13 protein-coding genes are annotated in these 17268 nt (G+C 67.4%); 3 read left to right on the top strand and 10 right to left on the bottom strand.

From position 1 onward, the window contains the following. The first annotated feature begins 3 nt into the window (after positions 1 to 3). Positions 4 to 3165 (top strand): efflux RND transporter permease subunit, encoded by a 3162-nt coding sequence (locus O0K41_RS14000; protein ID WP_005410957.1) that lies wholly within the window; start codon positions 4 to 6, stop codon positions 3163 to 3165. A gap of 94 nt (positions 3166 to 3259) precedes the next feature. Here O0K41_RS14000 and O0K41_RS13995 read toward each other — a convergent pair whose 3' ends face one another. Further along, the gene (locus O0K41_RS13995; RefSeq protein WP_049450543.1) at positions 3260 to 4165 is read right to left on the bottom strand and encodes a LysR family transcriptional regulator; all 906 of its coding nucleotides are present in this window, start codon (positions 4163 to 4165) and stop codon (positions 3260 to 3262) included. 117 nt (positions 4166 to 4282) lie between these two features. Between O0K41_RS13995 and O0K41_RS13990 the strand changes: the two genes are divergently transcribed. Further along, a complete protein-coding gene (locus O0K41_RS13990) occupies positions 4283 to 5056 on the top strand; it encodes an SDR family oxidoreductase (protein ID WP_099605463.1) in 774 nt (257 codons plus the stop codon). 101 nt (positions 5057 to 5157) lie between these two features. Here O0K41_RS13990 and leuB read toward each other — a convergent pair whose 3' ends face one another. From leuB to ilvC, 9 genes are all read right to left on the bottom strand, one after another. Then, complete coding sequence (gene leuB, locus O0K41_RS13985) at positions 5158 to 6219, bottom strand: 3-isopropylmalate dehydrogenase (protein WP_088436240.1); 1062 nt, start codon at positions 6217 to 6219, stop codon at positions 5158 to 5160. Further along, the gene (leuD, locus tag O0K41_RS13980; RefSeq protein ID WP_088436239.1) at positions 6209 to 6787 is read right to left on the bottom strand and encodes a 3-isopropylmalate dehydratase small subunit; all 579 of its coding nucleotides are present in this window, start codon (positions 6785 to 6787) and stop codon (positions 6209 to 6211) included. Before leuD ends, leuB begins: the two co-directional genes overlap by 11 nt. Further along, positions 6787 to 8205 (bottom strand): 3-isopropylmalate dehydratase large subunit, encoded by a 1419-nt coding sequence (leuC, locus tag O0K41_RS13975; protein ID WP_005414408.1) that lies wholly within the window; start codon positions 8203 to 8205, stop codon positions 6787 to 6789. Before leuC ends, leuD begins: the two co-directional genes overlap by 1 nt. A 60-nt stretch (positions 8206 to 8265) precedes the next feature. After that, positions 8266 to 9045 (bottom strand): class I SAM-dependent methyltransferase, encoded by a 780-nt coding sequence (locus tag O0K41_RS13970; protein WP_049450538.1) that lies wholly within the window; start codon positions 9043 to 9045, stop codon positions 8266 to 8268. Positions 9046 to 9055: 10 nt separating this feature from the next. Continuing rightward, positions 9056 to 10642 (bottom strand): 2-isopropylmalate synthase, encoded by a 1587-nt coding sequence (locus O0K41_RS13965; protein ID WP_049450537.1) that lies wholly within the window; start codon positions 10640 to 10642, stop codon positions 9056 to 9058. Further along, a complete protein-coding gene (locus O0K41_RS13960; protein WP_049450535.1) occupies positions 10639 to 11730 on the bottom strand; it encodes a threonine dehydratase in 1092 nt (363 codons plus the stop codon). The genes O0K41_RS13965 and O0K41_RS13960 overlap by 4 nt, the downstream gene beginning before the upstream one ends. Before the next feature lie 96 nt (positions 11731 to 11826). After that, positions 11827 to 12078, bottom strand: a complete 252-nt coding sequence (locus O0K41_RS13955) for an ACT domain-containing protein (RefSeq protein WP_005410947.1) — start codon at positions 12076 to 12078, stop codon at positions 11827 to 11829. Next, positions 12062 to 13798, bottom strand: coding sequence for an acetolactate synthase 2 catalytic subunit (gene ilvG / locus O0K41_RS13950; protein ID WP_005414404.1), 1737 nt, complete (start codon positions 13796 to 13798; stop codon positions 12062 to 12064). Before ilvG ends, O0K41_RS13955 begins: the two co-directional genes overlap by 17 nt. A 38-nt stretch (positions 13799 to 13836) precedes the next feature. Then, the gene (gene ilvC / locus O0K41_RS13945) at positions 13837 to 14811 is read right to left on the bottom strand and encodes a ketol-acid reductoisomerase (protein WP_049450533.1); all 975 of its coding nucleotides are present in this window, start codon (positions 14809 to 14811) and stop codon (positions 13837 to 13839) included. A 657-nt stretch (positions 14812 to 15468) separates the two neighbouring features. Here ilvC and ggt point away from each other — a divergent pair. Continuing rightward, on the top strand, positions 15469 to 17187 hold the full coding sequence (gene ggt, locus O0K41_RS13940) for a gamma-glutamyltransferase (RefSeq protein ID WP_049450621.1): 1719 nt from the start codon (positions 15469 to 15471) through the stop codon (positions 17185 to 17187). Positions 17188 to 17268 lie beyond the last annotated feature (81 nt).

Raw genomic sequence — 17268 nt, 5'->3', positions numbered from 1 at the left:
CCGGTGCGCCGCTTCAATCTTTCCGAGTGGGCGCTGGCCAACCGCCCGCTGGTGCTGTTCGCGATGCTGGCCTTCGCGCTGATCGGCGCGTGGTCGTACAAGCACCTGGGCCAGTCCGAGGATCCACCATTCACCTTCAAGGCGATGGTGGTGCGCACGCTGTGGCCGGGCGCCACCGCCGAACAGGTCTCGCGGCAGGTGACCGAGCCGATCGAGAAGGCGCTGATGAACACCGGCGAGTACGAGTTCATCCGCTCCTATTCGCGCCCCGGCGAATCGCAGGTCATCTTCATGGCCCGCGACAGCCTGCGTTCCAGGCAGATCCCGGACCTGTGGTACCAGGTGCGCAAGCGCGTGGGCGACATCCGTGCGACGCTGCCGCGCGAGATCGTCGGTCCGTTCTTCAACGATGAGTTCGGCGACACCTACGGCAACATCTATGCGTTGACCGGCAAGGGCTTCGACTACGCGGTGATGCGCGACTACGCCGACCGCATCCAGCTGGAACTGCAGCGCGTGCCCGATGTCGGCAAGATCGACCTGGTCGGCCTGCAGGACGAGAAGGTGTGGATCGAGCTGTCCAACACCCGCCTGGCCACGCTGGGTGTGTCGATGCAGCAGGTACAGCAGGCGCTGGCCGACCAGAATGCGGTCACCGGCACCAGCTTCTTCGAGACCGCCACCGACCGCGTGCAGCTGCGCGTGACCGGCCAGTTCAACGACATCGAAGCGATCCGCCAGTTCCCGATCCGCGCCGGTGACCGCACCGTGCACCTGGGCGACATCGCCGAGGTCAAGCGTGGCTTCGCCGATCCGGCGTCGCCGAAGATGCGCTTCATGGGTGAAGAGGCCATCGGCCTGGCAGTGGCGATGAAGGATGGCGGTGACATCCTCAAGCTCGGCGCCAATCTCGATGCCGAGTTCGAGCGCCTGCAGAAGACCCTGCCGGCGGGCATGCAGCTGCGCAAGGTGTCCGACCAGCCGCAGTCGGTGGAAGAGTCGGTCGGCGAGTTCGTGCAGGTGCTGACCGAAGCGGTGGTGATCGTGCTGCTGGTCAGTTTCTTCTCGCTGGGCCTGCGCACCGGCCTGGTGGTGGGCGTGACCATTCCACTGGTGCTGGCGATGACCTTCTTCGTCATGCACTACTTCGACATCGGCCTGCACAAGATTTCGCTGGGTGCACTGGTGCTGGCGCTGGGCCTGCTGGTGGACGATGCGATCATCGCGGTGGAGATGATGGCCACAAAGATGGAGCAGGGTTACGACCGCCTGCGCGCGGCCAGTTTCGCCTGGGAGTCGACCGCGTTCCCGATGCTGACCGGCACGCTGATCACGGCGGCCGGCTTCCTGCCCATCGCTACGGCGGCCTCGAGCACCGGTGAGTACACGCGTTCGCTGTTCCAGGTGGTGACCATCGCGCTGGTGGTGTCGTGGATCGCGGCGGTGCTGTTCATCCCGTACCTGGGCGACAAGATGCTGCCGGACCTGTTCAATCCGCAGCCGCCGAAGCCGGGCAGCGTGTCCGCGCGCTGGCATGCCAAGCGCCAGCAGTGGGCCGACCGCTATCCGGCGCTGGCCAACCTGATCGCGCCGCCGCAGCACGGGCACGACCACGATCCGTACCAGCGCCCGTTCTACCGCAGCTTCCGTCGCTTCCTCGATGGCTGCCTGCGCCACCGCTGGTGGGTGATTGCCGCGACCATTGCCCTGTTCGTGTTCTCGCTGATGATGTTCCGCTTCGTGCCGCAGCAGTTCTTCCCGGATTCGACCCGGCCGGAACTGATGGTTGACATCGAGCTGGCCGAGGGCGCATCGCTGCGCTCGACCCAGGCCCAGGCCGAGAAGCTGGAGAAGCTGCTGTCCAGCCGCGAGGGCATCGCCAACTACGTGTCCTACGTGGGCACCGGTTCGCCGCGCTTCTACCTGCCGCTGGACCAGCAGCTGCCGGCCACCAATTTCGCCCAGTTCGTGGTACTGGCCAAGGACATCAAGGCGCGCGAAAGCACACGTGACTGGCTGCTGCACGAGGTGATTCCGAAGTTCCCGGACGTGCAGATGCGCGTGACCCGCCTGGAGAACGGCCCGCCGGTCGGCTATCCGGTGCAGATGCGCATTTCCGGCGAGCACATCGAGAAGGTGCAGGCGATCGCGCGCCAGGTCGAAGCCAAGGTGCGTGAGAACCCGCACGTGATGAACGTCAACCTGGACTGGAGCGAGCCGAGCAAGGTGGTGCGGCTGGTGATCGACCAGGAGCGTGCGCGGGCGCTGGGCGTGAGCAGTGCCCAGGTCAGCCAGTTCCTGTCCAGTTCGCTGGCCGGGCAGTCGGTGAGCGTGTACCGCGAGGGCAACCGCCAGATCGAGATGCTGCTGCGTGGCCCGGCCGATGAGCGCAACCAGCTGGAGCTGCTGTCCAGCCTGTCGATGCCGACCGCCAACGGCGGCAGCATCACGCTGTCGCAGGTGGCGACGATGGAGTACGGCTTCGAGGACGGCATCATCTGGCACCGCAACCGCCTGCCGACGGTGACCGTGCGTGCCGACATCAGCGATGGCATGCAGCCGCTGGACGTGGTGCATCAGATCCTGCCGACGCTGGATGGCATCCGTGCCGAGCTGCCGAACGGTTACCTGCTGGAAACCGGCGGTACCGTGGAGGATTCGGCACGTGGCCAGAACTCGATCAAGGCCGGCATGCCGCTGTTCCTGGTGGTGGTGGCCACGCTGCTGATGCTGCAGCTGCGCAGCTTCTCGCGTGCGGCGATGGTGCTGGTGACCGCGCCGCTGGGCATCATCGGCGCGACGTTGTTCCTGCTGCTGTTCCGCGCGCCGTTCGGCTTCGTGGCATTGCTGGGCACGATCGCGCTGGCCGGCATGATCATGCGCAACTCGGTGATCCTGATCGACCAGATCCAGCAGGACATCGATGCCGGGCATGACCGCTGGCATTCGATCATCGATGCGACGGTGCGCCGCTTCCGCCCGATCGTACTGACCGCGCTGGCGGCCGTGCTGGCGATGATTCCGCTGTCGCGCAGCGCGTTCTATGGCTCGATGGCGATCTCGATCATGGGCGGCCTGATCGTGGGCACGGTGCTGACCCTGGTGTTCCTGCCGGCGTTGTACGCGGCATGGTTCCGGGTGAAGCCGGACGAATCCGGGGCGTAATGCCCCGGATTCTGCGGCCGGGCTCGGATCCCTTTCCCGCTGGGAATGGGCTCTGACCCCATCCACGTTGTGCACATCCACGCATGGCGTGGATCTACTGCAGTTGCAGCCCGGTCATTAGCACTGGCAGCAGCCATTCGATGAATACCTGCACGCGTTGTGCGCGGTGCTGCCGATGCGGCTGCAGCAGGGTCACCGGCAATGGTTGCGCCACATGCTGCGGCATCACTTCCACCAGCGCACCGGATTGCAGCTCGGCCTGCACGTCGTAGCGCGGAATCTGCAACAGCCCCAGCCCCGCCACGCAGCACGCGATCGACGCCTCGGCACTGTTCACCCGCACCCAGCCGGGCATCGGCAATGTGCGTAGCTGCGTACCCTCCTGCCACTCCCACGGTTCCACCCGCGCCGTGGTCGGCGACGCGTAGTTCACCGCCCGGTGCTGCTGCAGGTCGGCAGGTTGCTGCGGCACACCGTACTCGCGCAGGTAGGCCGGCGCGGCAACGTTGACGAAGTCGAGCTGGCCCAGCGTGCGCGCGACCAGGCTGGAATCGCCCAGCTGGCCGACCCGCAGCACCGCATCGCAGCCGTCTTCGATCAGGTTCACCGCGCGGTCGGTCATGCCCAGGTCGACTTCCACCTGCGGATGGCGCGCGAAGAAGTCGGGCAGCGCCGGGGCGATGATGCGGCGGCCGATGCGACTTGGCACGTCGATCTTCAGCAGACCCACCGGCTGCGCATCGTCCTGCCGGAACAGCGATTCGGCGTCTTCAACCTCGGCGATCAGGCGCAGGCAGCGGGCATGGAACACGTCGCCGTCGTGGGTGGTGGACACCCGTCGGGTCGAGCGCTGCAGCAGGCGGGTGCCGAGCCGCTGCTCCAGCTCCGCAATGGCTGCCGAGACGGTGGAGCGGGGCAGGCCGAGCTGGTCGGCGGCGCGGGTGAAGCTGGCGCACTCCACCACCCGGGTGAAGATGCGGAAGCGATCGATCCGGTCCATTGTTCGCTGGCTCTGGAAGGTTAAGTCAATGCGGCGGGCTTTATCCGCATTTTCTGCACGATATCGTCGTCAGGGCAGGGCTGCCACCCCGGGCAGCCCCCTCCCGAGACCGACGCCATGACCGACCATTCCCTCAAGGGCAAGACCGTGCTGATCGCCGGTGGCGCCAAGAACCTGGGCGGACTGATCGCCCGCGACTTCGCCAGCCAGGGCGCCAAAGCCATCGTCATCCACTACAACAGCGCCGCCACCCAGGCCGATGCAGAGGCGACCGTCGCCGCCGTGCAGGCCGCTGGCAGCAAGGCGGTTGCCCTGCAGGGCGACCTGACGTCGGCGGCAGCGATGGAGCGCTTGTTCGCCGATGCCGTGGCCGCAGTCGGCCGTCCCGACATCGCCATCAATACGGTCGGCAAGGTGCTGAAGAAGCCGCTGCTGGAGATCGGCGAAGCCGAGTACGACGAGATGAGTGCGGTCAACGCCAAGGCCGCGTTCTTCTTCCTCAAGGAGGCTGGACGCCACGTCAACGACGGTGGCCGCATCTGCACTCTGGTCACCTCACTGCTGGGTGCGTTCACGCCGTTCTATTCCAGCTATGCCGGCACCAAGGCGCCGGTCGAGCATTTCACCCGCGCCGCATCGAAGGAGTTCGGTGAGCGCGGCATCTCGGTGACTGCGATCGGGCCGGGCCCGATGGACACGCCGTTCTTCTACCCGGCCGAGAGTGCCGATGCGCAGGCGTACCACAAGACCGCGGCCGCGCTCTCGGCGTTCACCCGCACCGGCCTGACCGACATCGCCGACATCGTGCCGTGGATCCGCTTCCTGGTCACCGACGGCTGGTGGATGACCGGGCAGACCATCCTGGTCAATGGTGGGTACACCACCAAATAATGCAGCCACGCATGGCGTGGCTCTACAGTAGAGCCACCCCATGGGTGGCGGCCCGCAATGTGCGAAGGGAGAGGCGCCACGCGTGGCGTGGCGCTATCGGATCAATTGAGTTTGGCCAGCACCGCGTCGGTGGCGGCTGCCGTGCTCACCGCCTGGCCCTTGGCGGCCAGATCGGCGGTGAACACGCCATCGTCCAGCACGGCGTGCACGGCGGCTTCCACCGCAGCGGCTTCCGTTTCCAACCCCAGCGAATGGCGCAGCAGCATCGCGGCGCTGAAGATCGTCGCGTACGGATTGGCGACGCCCTTGCCAGCGATGTCCGGGGCCGAACCATGGATCGGTTCGTAGATGCCGACCGCGCCCGGCTCACCCAGCGAGGCCGACGGCAGCAGGCCCAGCGAGCCGGCCAGCATCGAGGCTTCGTCGGTGAGGATGTCGCCGAACATGTTCTCGGTGACGATCACGTCGTACTCGCGCGGCTTGGCCAGCAGGTGCATGGCCATGGAATCGACCAGCTGGTGCTCCAGCGCAACGTCCGGGAATTCCTCGCGGCCGATGCGCGCGGCCACGTCACGCCACAGGCGCGAGGTCTCCAGCACGTTGGCCTTGTCCACCGAGGTGACCTTGCCGCGGCGCTGCCGGGCCAGGCGGAAGGCACTGCGCAGCACGCGTTCGATCTCGGCCACGGTGTAGCGGCACAGGTCGCTGGCGCTGTCGGCGTCGCGGGTCTTGTCGCCGAAGTAGATGCCGCCGGTCAGCTCGCGTACCACCACGAAGTCCACGCCCTGCAGCAGCTCGGCCTTGATCGGCGAGGCGTGCAGTGCGGCTTCGTGGGTACGCACCGGGCGCAGGTTGGCATACAGGCCCAGCGCCTTGCGGATCGCCAGCAGGCCCTGTTCCGGGCGCACCTTGGCGTTGGGATCGGACCACTTCGGGCCGCCGACCGCACCCAGCAGCACCGCGTTGGCGGCCTGGCAGGCAGTCAACGTCGAGGCCGGCAGCGGCTCGCCGTGGCGGTCGATGGCGATGCCACCGATGTCGTGCTCGCTGAAGGTGAAGGTGTGGTTGAAGCGCGTGGCGACAGACTTCAGGACGGCGACTGCCGCGGCGGCCACTTCCGGGCCGATGCCATCACCGGGCAGGACAACAATTTCAGCGTGCATGCTCACTCTCGTAGCGTTCGATTTCAGAGACACGGCCCAACAGATACCCCAACTGGTCGACGCCTTCCAGCAGGCAGGTCTGCGAGAAGCCATCCAGCGGGAAGGAATAGACGCGCCCATCGGGCGTGCGCAGCTCACGTGCGGCCACGTCGATGGTCAGCTCGTCGTCCGGGCGCTGCATCAGCGCCTGCACGTCGGCTTCGTCCAGCACGATCGGCAGCAGGCCGTTCTTCAGCGAGTTGCCGCGGAAGATGTCGGCGATCTCGCTGCTGACGATGGCACGCAGGCCCAGATCGGTCAGCGCCCATGGTGCATGCTCGCGCGACGAGCCGCAGCCGAAGTTGCGGCCCGCCAGCAGGACGCTGCGGCCGGCGTTGTGCGGCTGGTTGAAGGCGAAGTCGGCCACCGGCGAACCGTCGGCCTGCCAGCGCCAGTCATTGAACGCGTTGCGGCCCAGGCCGGCGCGTTCGGTGGTGGACAGGAACCGCGCCGGAATGATCTGGTCGGTGTCGATGTTGGTCTGGCGCAGCACCACGCTGGCCGAGGTCAGGGTATGGAAACCGGCCATCACGCCACCTCCTGTGCGAACAGTTCGCGGGTATCGGCGACGTGCCCGTTCACCGCGGCCCACGCCGCGCTCATCGGTGAGGCCAGCAGCGTGCGCGAACCGGGTCCTTGGCGGCCTTCGAAGTTGCGGTTGCTGGTGCTCACGGCCAGCTGCCCGGGCGCGACCAGATCGCCGTTCATGGCGATGCACATCGAGCAGCCCGGCTCGCGCCACTCGGCACCGGCCGCGCGCACGATCTCGTGGATGCCTTCGGCCTCGGCTTCGCGCTTGACGATCTCCGAGCCCGGCACCACCAGCATGCGCACCCGGTCAGCGACGCGACGGCCGCGCAGCACCTGCGCCACTTCGCGCATGTCGCTCAGGCGGCCATTGGTGCACGAACCGACGAACACCACGTCCACCGGCGTGCCCGCCAGCGCCTTGCCAGCCTGGAAATGCATGTAGTCCAGGCCCTTCTGTGCGGCGGCATCGTTGGCGGCGGGAATCGGTGCATCCACCGCGATGGCGGTGCCCGGATGCGTGCCCCACGTCAGGGTCGGGCGGATGTCGGCGGCGTCGATGTGCACTTCGCTGTCAAAGCGCGCGCCGTCATCGCTGCGCAGCTGCTGCCAGCGCGCCACGGCAGCGTCGAAATCGGCGCCCTTCGGCCCGCGCGGGGTAGCAGCGACGAAGTCGAAGGTGACCTGATCCGGCGCCACCATGCCGGCACGCGCACCCGCCTCGATCGACATGTTGCACAGGGTCATGCGCTGTTCCATGTCCATCGCTTCGATGGTGCTGCCACGGAACTCGATGACGTGGCCGGTGCCGCCGTTGACGCCGATCACGCCGATGATGTGCAGGACCACGTCCTTGGCGCCGACGCCGGGCGCCAGCGGGCCATCGACGGTGATCGCGAAGGTCTTCGCCTTGCGCTGCAGCAGGCACTGCGTGGCCAGCACGTGGCCGACTTCACTGGTGCCGATGCCGAAGGCCAGTGAACCGAACGCACCGTGGGTGGAGGTGTGGCTGTCGCCGCAGACGATGGTCATGCCGGGCTGGGTGAAGCCTTGTTCCGGCGCGATCACGTGGACGATGCCGCGATTGTCCGAGGCCATGTCGAACAGTTCGATGCCGTGTTCGGCGCAGTTGCGTGCCAGGGTGGCGACCTGCGCTTCGGAGGCGGCGCTGGCGTAAGGCAGCGTACCGTCGGCGGCAGGCGGCAGGGTTGGCGTGGAGTGGTCCATCGTCGCCTTGGTGCGGTCCGGGCGGCGCGGCGACAGGCCGCGCTCGCGCAGTTCGGTGAACGCCTGCGGCGAGGTCACCTCGTGGATCAGGTGCAGGTCGATGTACAGCACGGCGGGGGCGCTGTCGGTTTCGGGAACCACCACGTGGGCGTCCCACAGTTTGTCGTACAGGGTGCGGGGTGCGGAAGTCATGCGTATGCCTGGCAGAAGTACGAAATAGCGAACATCAGTAAAGAAAACGGAACGGTCAAGTCAGCGACGGCGGGCGAGCACGCGCAGGCGCACGTAGTCGGCCAGCGGCTCGCCCGCGGCATTGCGCGGCAGCTCGGCCAGCAACGCGGTGGCGGCCTCGCGCACGGTAGCGCGGGCCTCGGCCGGCAGGTCGTCCAGCAGTGGTGCGGCGAAGACCCGCAGCCAGCCGGCCACGCCGGTCGGCAGTGCGGTCGGGCGCGGCGTGCACTCGATCAGTTGCACCTGGAAGCCATGCTGGCGCAGGCGGTCGGCGTAGGCGTCGGCCGTCGGGAAATACCACTGGAAGGTGCTGGCGCCATGGCCGTGGGCCACGCGCGCGGCCTGTACCGCCGCGATGATCGTGGCCACGTTGCCGTGGCCACCGAATTCGGCGACAAAGCGGCCGCCGGGGCGCAGGGCGCGGCGCACGCCTTCCAGCACGCGGTCCGGAATCGTCATCCAATGCAGTGCGGCATTGCTGAACACTGCATCGAACTCGCTGTCGAACGACAGCGCGTGGCCGTCCATCACCTGCGCGTCGACACCGCGTGCTCGGGCGGCGACCACCAGTTCCGGCGAAGCATCCACGCCGTGGATGCGTGCGCCGCCCAGCGCCAGTTCGGTACTGAGTACGCCATCGCCACAGCCCAGGTCGAGGATGCGCTCACCGGCGCGCGGGTCGAGCAGGCGCGAGACCGCGCCGCCGAGCAGCGGGACGAAGCCGGCGTCGATCGCATAGTCCTGGGCGTTCCACTGCTGGCCAGCGGCGCTGGCCGGGGTGAAGGTGTCGAAGGCGCTCATGGCGGGTTCCTCAGGCGGTGGCAGGGGTGGGAACGTCGGTGTTGCTGTGGGCGGTAGCCTGGCGCTGGCGCAGCAGGCGGTTGGCCACATCCAGCCAGGCCAGCGCGGAGGCTTCGATGATGTCCTTGCTGGTGCCGGTGCCGTCGTACTCCACGCCCTCGTGGCGCACGCTCAGGTTGGCCTCACCGCGCGCATCGGCGCCGATGCCGACGCTGTGCACGTGGTAGCTGTCCAGCATCAGCTGCACACCGGTGGCGGCCGACAGTGCGCCGAACAGCGCATCGACCGGGCCGTCGCCCTGCGCGGTCTCGGCCACGCGGTTGCCATCCGGATCGGACAGTTCGACCAGTGCGTTGGCGCGGCTGCCGACATCGCTGATGGTCATCGAGGCCAAGCGGTAGCCCTGTGCGTTGGAGCCGCCCTGCATCAGCGTCTGCAGGTCGGCATCGGTGACCACGCGCTGCTGTTCGCACAGACCCTTGAACTGCTCGAACACCAGCTTCAGTTCGTCTTCGTCCAGCCAGAAGCCCAGCGCACGCAGGCGAGCTTCAACGGCGGCACGGCCACTGTGGCGGCCCAGCACCATCTGCGAGTCCTCCCAGCCCACGTCTTCCGGGCGCATGATTTCGTAGGTACCGCGATGGCGCAGCATGCCGTGCTGGTGGATGCCCGATTCGTGGGCGAACGCATTGGCGCCGACGATGGCCTTGTTGCGCTGCACCGGCATGCCGACAAGGCGCTGCAGCAACTGCGAGGTGCCGACGATGCGCGGGGTGTTGATCGAACTGTCCTGCTCGTAGAAGGCCTGGCGCACCTTCAGCACCATCGCGATCTCTTCCAGCGAACAGTTGCCGGCGCGCTCGCCGATGCCGTTGACGGTGCACTCGACCTGGCGCGCGCCGCCTTCGATGGCGGCCAGCGAGTTGGCCACGGCCAGGCCCAGATCATTGTGGCAGTGCGCGCTGAAGATCACGTTGGCCGCGTTCGGCACGTCGGCGACGCCGGCGATGACCTGCTGGAACATCGCGCGGATTTCTTCCGGCGTGGTGAAGCCGACGGTGTCGGGCAGGTTGATGGTGGTGGCACCGGCGGCGATCGCCACGCGCGCCACTTCGATCAGGTAATCCAGCTCGGTACGGGTGGCATCCTCGGCCGAGAACTCGACATCGTCGATGTAGGAGCGGGCCAGCGATACATGCTTGCGTACCGATTCCAGCACCTGCTCGCGGGTCATGCGCAGCTTGTGCTCGCGGTGCAACGGGCTGGTCGACAGGAACACGTGCAGGCGCGGGTTGGCCGCAGCTTCCAGGGCACGCGCCGAGGTTTCGATATCGGCCTGCAGGCAGCGCGACAGCACCGCCAGGCTCAGGCTCGGGCGGCGCAGCTCACGGCCGATCAGGGCCATCGCCTCGCGGTCGGACTGCGAGCTGGCCGGAAAGCCGGTTTCGATGATGTCCACACCCAGTTCGTCCAGCGCACGCGCCATCACCAGCTTCTGCGGCGGGCTCATGCTGCAGCCGGGGGACTGCTCGCCGTCACGCAGGGTGGTGTCGAAGATGCGGATGCGCGGGGTGGTAATTCGTTCGATGGTGGTCACAGGGAAATCTCCTCGACAGCGGGCGTTGCGGCTTGCAGGTGGGAAGGGGAAGAGGTGGGGGAGGACGGCGCGCTGGCCCTGGCGGGCGAGCGGGGTGTTTCGCTGCGCCGTCGCCGCGGTTTGCGCGGCGGGCGCGGCCGGATGTCGGTGAGCAGGCCGGCCAGCACGCCGGCATCGATGTTGCCGCCGGACACCACCGCGCACTTGCGGCGGCCGGCGACGCGGCGGCCGGCAGCCAGCGCCAGCGCGCCGGCGCCCTCGGCGATGATGTGTTCTTCCAGCGCCAGCCGCACCAAGGTTTCGCGCAGCTCGGCTTCGCGCACGATCACCACGTCGTCCAGCAGCGAGGTGCACAGGCGGCGGGTCAGGAAGCCGGGAATCTTCACCCGCACGCCGTCGGCCAGCGAGGCGACGGGTGCGATCTCGCGCACGTCGCCGCGGATCGCGCGTGCCATCGAATCAACGCCTTCCACCTGCGCGCCGACCACGCGCACGCCCTGTGATTTCAGCGCCAGGGCCACGCCGGAAGCCAGGCCACCGCCACCGATCGGCACGATCACCACGTCCGGGGCATGCGCGGCCAGCTCGATGCCGACCGTGCCCTGGCCGGCGATCACGTCGGCATCGTCGAACGCGGACAGGAAGCGGTAGCCGTGGCGTTGTGCCAGTTCGACCGCGAAGGCGTAGGCTTCGTCATAGCTGTTGCCGTGCTGGCGCACGGTCGCGCCCCAGTGGGCGACGCCGGCGATCTTGGTGGCGGGTGCACCATGCGGCATCACAGTGATGGCCGGCACATCCAGGCGATAGGCGGCCCAGGCCACGCCCTGGGCGTGGTTGCCGGCCGAGGCGCAGATCACCGGCCGGGTGTCGCCGCGTTCGCGGCCGGCCAGCAGTGCATTCAATGCGCCGCGCACCTTGTAGGAACCGGTGCGCTGCAGGTTCTCCAGCTTCAGCCAGGTACCGAAGCGTTCGGCGTGGTGCAGCGGGGTGGGCGGCAGGAAGCGGCGCAGGCGGGCCTGCGCTGCCAGGACGTCGGCGACGCTTACGTCGCCGACATCGCTTTCCTGGCTGGTGTCAGCGGCCGGCATGGGCCACCAGCGCGGTGCGGAAGACCGCCGCATGCGGGCACGGGCGGCGAAGAAGACGCCTCCGTACCGGCACCGTGGTCGCTACGGTACGGGTGTTCATGGTGATACTCCTTCCACGGCGGTGACCTGCACGGACACGCAGTCGTAGATCTTCTCGATCTGCCGGCACAGCGTTTCCGCCGGGCGCTGGCCATCGACGACCAGCTGCAGGTGCCAGCGGCCATCGTCGGCGGCCACCGGCGCACCGCTGATCGCACGCGGCGCAAAGCCGCGGCGTTCGGCCATGCCGATCACGCGCAGCAGCGCGCCTTCGGCCGGGTGCAGCACCAGGTCAAGCCGGTATTGCATTGGGGGTCTCCTGGCGGGCGTGGGCGGGATTGCTTTCCAGCATCGTGCTGTTGGCGGTGTTCGGCGGCACCAGCGGCCACACGTTGGCGCGTGCATCGATGGCCACGTGCAGCAGCGCGGGGCCGGGCTCGGCCAGCAGCGCGGCCAGGCCGCCTTCCACGTCGTCGCGGTTGTCGATGCGGGTGGCGGCAATGCCGAACACCTGCGCCAGGGCTACGAAGTCCGGGTTGTCGGACAGGTCGATCTCGCTGTAACGCTCGGCGAAGAACAGTTCCTGCCACTGCCGCACCATGCCCAGCGAACTGTTGTCCAGCAGCACGATCTTCACCGGCAGGCGGCAGCGGGCGATGGTCGCCAGCTCCTGCACGTTCATCATGAAGCTGCCATCGCCGGACACCAGTACCACGGTGCGCTCCGGGCAGGCGAACTGCGCACCCATCGCCGCTGGCAGGCCGAAGCCCATCGTGCCCAGTGCGCCACTGGTCAGGTGATTGCGGGGGTGGTTGAAGCGGCAGTGCTGGGCCACCCACATCTGGTGCTGACCGACATCGCAGGCGATCACCGCATCGGTCGGTGCCAGCTCGCTCAGGCGCTTCAGCAGCGCCGGGGCGTAGATGTGCTGGCCCGGTGCGTCGTAGCGGGCAGCGAAGCGGTCGCGGTGCTGCGCACAGCGCTTGCGCCAGGCGTCCTGGTGGGCCCTGGGGGAGGGGAAGGCCGCACGCAGGGCACGGATGGCGTGACCGACGTTGCCAGGCACGGCGATGTCGGCAGTGCGCAGCTTCGAGATCTCGTAGGCGTCAGCATCGATGTGGACGACGCGGGCGAATGGCGCGAACTCGGCCAGCTTGCCGGTCGCGCGGTCATCGAAACGCGCGCCCAGCACCAGTAGCAGGTCGCTTTCCTGCACCGCCATGTTGGCCGCGCGGGTGCCGTGCATGCCCAGCATGCCCAGCGACTGCGGATGGTGGGCCGGCAGTGCACCCAGGCCGCGCAGGGTCATCACGGTGGGGATGGCACTGGCCTCGACGAAGTCGCGCAGGTCCTGCACGGCATCACCCAGGGCGATGCCGCCACCTGCGTAGACCACCGGCTTCTCGGCCGCCGCCAGCGCGGCGATGGCCTCGGCGATGGCGGCCTCGGCCGGGGCCGGCGGCGGTTCGACGCTGCTGGGCACATGCGCCGGCAGATGGCTGGCATCGGCCAGCTGCACATCCTTGGGCAGGTCGATCAGCACCGGGCCGGGGCGACCCTCACGGGCAATGCGGAACGCATCGGCCACCACGCGCGGCAGGTCATCGACGCTGCGCACCAGCCAGCTGTGCTTGACGATCGGCATCGTCAGGCCGAACACATCCAGTTCCTGGAAGGCGTCGGTGCCCAGCAGCGGCGTGCCGACCTGGCCGGTGATGCAGACCATCGGTACCGAATCCAGCATCGCATCGGCAATGCCGGTCACCAGGTTCGAGGCGCCCGGGCCGGAGGTGGCCACGCAGACGCCCACCTGGTTGCTGGCGCGGGCGAAGCCGTTGGCGGCCAGCGCCGCGCCCTGCTCATGGCGTACCAGGATGTGCTTCAGCGACGAATCCACCAGCGCGTCGTAGAACGGCATGATGGTGCCACCGGGATAGCCGAACAGCGTGCGGACGCCTTCGGCCTCCAGCGCCTGGGTCAGCCAGCGCGCGCCGTTGGGCGGCGCGCTGCGATGTGTCGAAGAGTTCATGGGGGAACCTTGCAAAGCGGGTGGGGGAGGCCGCGTGGTTACGCGGCCTGTCCTTGCAACCAGACCATCTTGGCGCGCAGTTCCTTGCCCACCTTTTCGATCGGGTGCTCCAGGTCGGCCTGCTTGAACCTGTTGTAGTTCGGCAGGCCCGCTTCATACTCGGCCACCCAGTTCTTGGTGAAGGTGCCGTCCTGGATGTCCTTCAGCACTTCCTTCATGCGCTCCTTGGTGCCGGCATCGATCACGCGCGGGCCGCTGACGTAGTCGCCGTACTGCGCGGTCTCCGAGATGAACTCCAACATGCGCGAGATACCGCCTTCATAGAACAGGTCCACGATCAGCTTCAGTTCGTGCAGCACTTCGTAATAGGCGATCTCCGGCTGGTAGCCGGCTTCGACCAGGGTCTCGAAACCGGCCTGCACCAGCGCCGAGGCACCGCCGCACAGCACCGCCTGCTCACCGAACAGATCGGTTTCGGTCTCTTCCTTGAAGGTGGTCTGGATCAGGTTGGCGCGCGCACCGCCGAGGCCGGCCGCATAGGCCTGCGCATGCTGCGCTGCCTTGCCGCTGACATCCTGGTAGACCGCCCAGATGCACGGCACGCCACGGCCGATCTCGTACTCACGGCGCACCAGCGCGCCGGGGCCCTTCGGCGCGACCAGCACCACGTCCAGGTCGGCACGCGGCTCGATCATCCCGTAATGCACGTTCAGGCCGTGCGCGAACAGCAGGCATGCACCCTGTTTCATGTTCGGCGCCAGCACGTCGTTGTAGAGCTTCTTCTGCACCATGTCCGGGGTCAGCACGGCAACCAGGTCGGCGTCCTTCACGGCCTCGGCGGGCGCGATCACGGTGAAGCCATCGGCCTGCGCCTTGGCTTCGGTCGGCCCGCCCGGACGCAGGCCTACCACCACGTCGAAGCCGGATTCGCGCAGGTTCAGTGCGTGGGCGCGGCCCTGGCTGCCGTAGCCGATGACGGCGATCTTGGTCTGGGGCAGGTCGTTGGTGCTCATGGGGGAGGTTCCTTGCGGTGGGAAGAAAAAAGAACGGCCGGTCGTCGAGGTGACGTGCCGGCCGGTCAGGGGAAAGCGGTGGAGGAGGCGCCGCGCATCGCACAGGCACAGCCACCACGAGGCGTGGTGGTGCAGGTCCGGGTTGTGCGATGAGCGTTGGTCATGGTGGTTGCGTCTGAAACCAGGTTCTGAAATGAAAAAACCCGCACCGGGGCGGGTGCGGGTTTTTGAAGAGTTCCGGTGTGTGTGTTGCTTACACGCTGGCTCGTCCCGCACCTGTTGGTTGGGTAATAAGTACGAGCACAAGAATCGAACGCAGCGAGGCGGCGCCGGTGTCGGCGGCTTCGATGTGGGTTCGCGGTGGCGTGTTGTGGTGCAACATGTGATCGAGAGAAACACAGCCATTTCGGCGGTGTCAACCCTCGCGACGGATTTTCTATCGGTTTCCGCTGCATCCAGCGCAATCGCTTGCGGCACAAGGATGGTTGCTGCTGAAAGTGTTTCGGTGAACCCGAATTCACTCCTTTCGGGGCGGTTTTTGCGCGGAATCCGGTGGATTTTTCCGCCCAAGGATCAACGTCCATGACGTCTGTCCGATACCGCGTGAAGGCCGCAGCGGCGAAGATCGGGGAACCACCCGTCCATCGGAACCCGACCGTGTCCCGACGCCTTGCCCGTTCCCTGCTCGCCGCCGCCGTACTGGCTGCCGTACCCGCGCTGTCCTTCGCCGCCGACCGCATCACCGGCCACACCTTCGCCACCCGTTCAGAGGTGATCGCCCCGCATGCGATGGCCGCGACCTCGCAACCACTGGCCACCCAGATCGCGCTGGACGTGATGAAGGGCGGCGGTTCGGCAGTGGACGCGGCGATTGCCGCCAACGCCGCGCTCGGCCTGATGGAGCCGACCGGCAACGGCATCGGCGGCGACCTTTTCGCCATCGTGTGGGACCCGAAGACGCAGAAGCTCTACGGCTACAACGGCTCGGGCCGCTCGCCGAAGTCGCTCACCCTGGCCGAGTTCCAGCGCCGTGGCCTGAAGGACATCCCGGCCACCGGTCCACTGCCGGTGTCGGTGCCGGGTGCCGTCGACGGCTGGTTCGCGCTGCACGACCGCTTCGGTCGCAAGCCGATGGCCGGCAACCTGGCGCCGGCCATCCGCTACGCCCGCGAGGGTCACCCGGTGGCCGAGGTGATCGCCTACTACTGGGACCGCTCGGTGCCCAAGTTGTCGCAGTACCCGGGCTTCAAGGAGCAGTTCACGATCAACGGCCACGCCCCGCGCAAGGGCGAGATGTGGAAGAACGCGAACCTGGCCAGCACCCTGCAGAAGATCGCCGACGGTGGCCGCGACGCCTTCTACAAGGGCGAGATCGCCCACACCATCGGCGACTACTTCAAGGCCAACGGTGGCTACCTGAGCTACCAGGACATGGCTGACCATCATGGCGAGTGGGTCGAACCGGTCAGCAGCAACTACCGTGGCTACGACGTCTGGGAACTGCCGCCGAACAGCCAGGGCATCGCCGCACTGCAGATCCTCAATGTGCTGGAAGGCTACGACTTCTCGAAGATCCCGTTCGGTTCACCGGAACACGTGCACCTGTTTGTCGAAGCGAAGAAGCTGGCCTTTGCCGACCGTGCGCGTTTCTACGCCGACATGGCGTTCCAGCCGGCACCGGTGCAGAAGCTCATCTCCAAGGAGTACGCCGCGCAGCGTCGTGCGCTGATCTCGATGGACAAGGCGTTGAAGGAAGTGCAGCCGGGCACGCCGAAGCAGCTGGAGGAGGGCGACACGATCTACATGACCGTGGCCGACGCCGACGGCATGATGGTTTCGCTGATCCAGTCCAACTACCGTGGCATGGGCAGCGGCATGGCACCGCCCGGTCTGGGTTTCATCCTGCAGGACCGTGGCGAGATGTTCGTGCTGCAGAAGAACCATCCCAACGGCTACGCGCCGGGCAAGCGTCCATTCCAGACCATCATTCCGGGGTTCATCACCAAGGGCGGCAAGCCGTATGCCAGCTTCGGCGTGATGGGCGGCGCGATGCAGCCGCAGGGCCATGCGCAGATCGTGATGAACCTGGTGGATTTCGGGATGAACCTGCAGGAAGCCGGTGATGCGCCGCGCATCCAGCACGAAGGCTCGACTGAACCGACGGGTCAGGCCACGGCGATGACCGACGGTGGTGAAGTGAATCTGGAAACCGGCTTCCCGTACGAGACGGTGCGTGCGCTGATGCGCAAGGGGCATCGCATCGTGTTCGCCGATGGGCCTTATGGCGGGTACCAGGCGATCATGCGCGATCCCGAGAGCGGGGTGTATTACGGTGCGTCGGAGAGCCGCAAGGACGGGCAGGCGGCGGGGTATTGAGGTTTCCCGGCCACCGGGCTGAGCCCCCTCTGCGGTGGTGGTTCGTGGAAGCGGGATCATGTGATTGGGCCGGGCGGGTGG

The organism is Stenotrophomonas sp. Sm2128 (assembly GCF_030985535.1).
Classification (GTDB): Bacteria; Pseudomonadota; Gammaproteobacteria; order Xanthomonadales; family Xanthomonadaceae; genus Stenotrophomonas; species Stenotrophomonas maltophilia.
The sequence above is the reverse complement of the archived record's forward strand: the minus strand, read 5'-3'. Positions and strand labels throughout refer to the sequence as shown.

Bases quoted from the DNA above. Each gene is read 5' to 3' on its own strand.
- O0K41_RS13995 (WP_049450543.1), bottom strand. From the start codon at position 4,165: ATGGACCGGATCGATCGCTTCCGCATCTTCACCCGGGTGGTGGAGTGC.
- O0K41_RS13990 (WP_099605463.1), top strand. From the start codon at position 4,283: ATGACCGACCATTCCCTCAAGGGCAAGACCGTGCTGATCGCCGGTGGC.
- leuB (WP_088436240.1), bottom strand. From the start codon at position 6,219: ATGCACGCTGAAATTGTTGTCCTGCCCGGTGATGGCATCGGCCCGGAA.
- leuD (WP_088436239.1), bottom strand. From the start codon at position 6,787: ATGGCCGGTTTCCATACCCTGACCTCGGCCAGCGTGGTGCTGCGCCAG.
- leuC (WP_005414408.1), bottom strand. From the start codon at position 8,205: ATGACTTCCGCACCCCGCACCCTGTACGACAAACTGTGGGACGCCCAC.
- O0K41_RS13970 (WP_049450538.1), bottom strand. From the start codon at position 9,045: ATGAGCGCCTTCGACACCTTCACCCCGGCCAGCGCCGCTGGCCAGCAG.
- O0K41_RS13960 (WP_049450535.1), bottom strand. From the start codon at position 11,730: ATGCCGGCCGCTGACACCAGCCAGGAAAGCGATGTCGGCGACGTAAGC.
- O0K41_RS13955 (WP_005410947.1), bottom strand. From the start codon at position 12,078: ATGCAATACCGGCTTGACCTGGTGCTGCACCCGGCCGAAGGCGCGCTG.
- ilvG (WP_005414404.1), bottom strand. From the start codon at position 13,798: ATGAACTCTTCGACACATCGCAGCGCGCCGCCCAACGGCGCGCGCTGG.
- ilvC (WP_049450533.1), bottom strand. From the start codon at position 14,811: ATGAGCACCAACGACCTGCCCCAGACCAAGATCGCCGTCATCGGCTAC.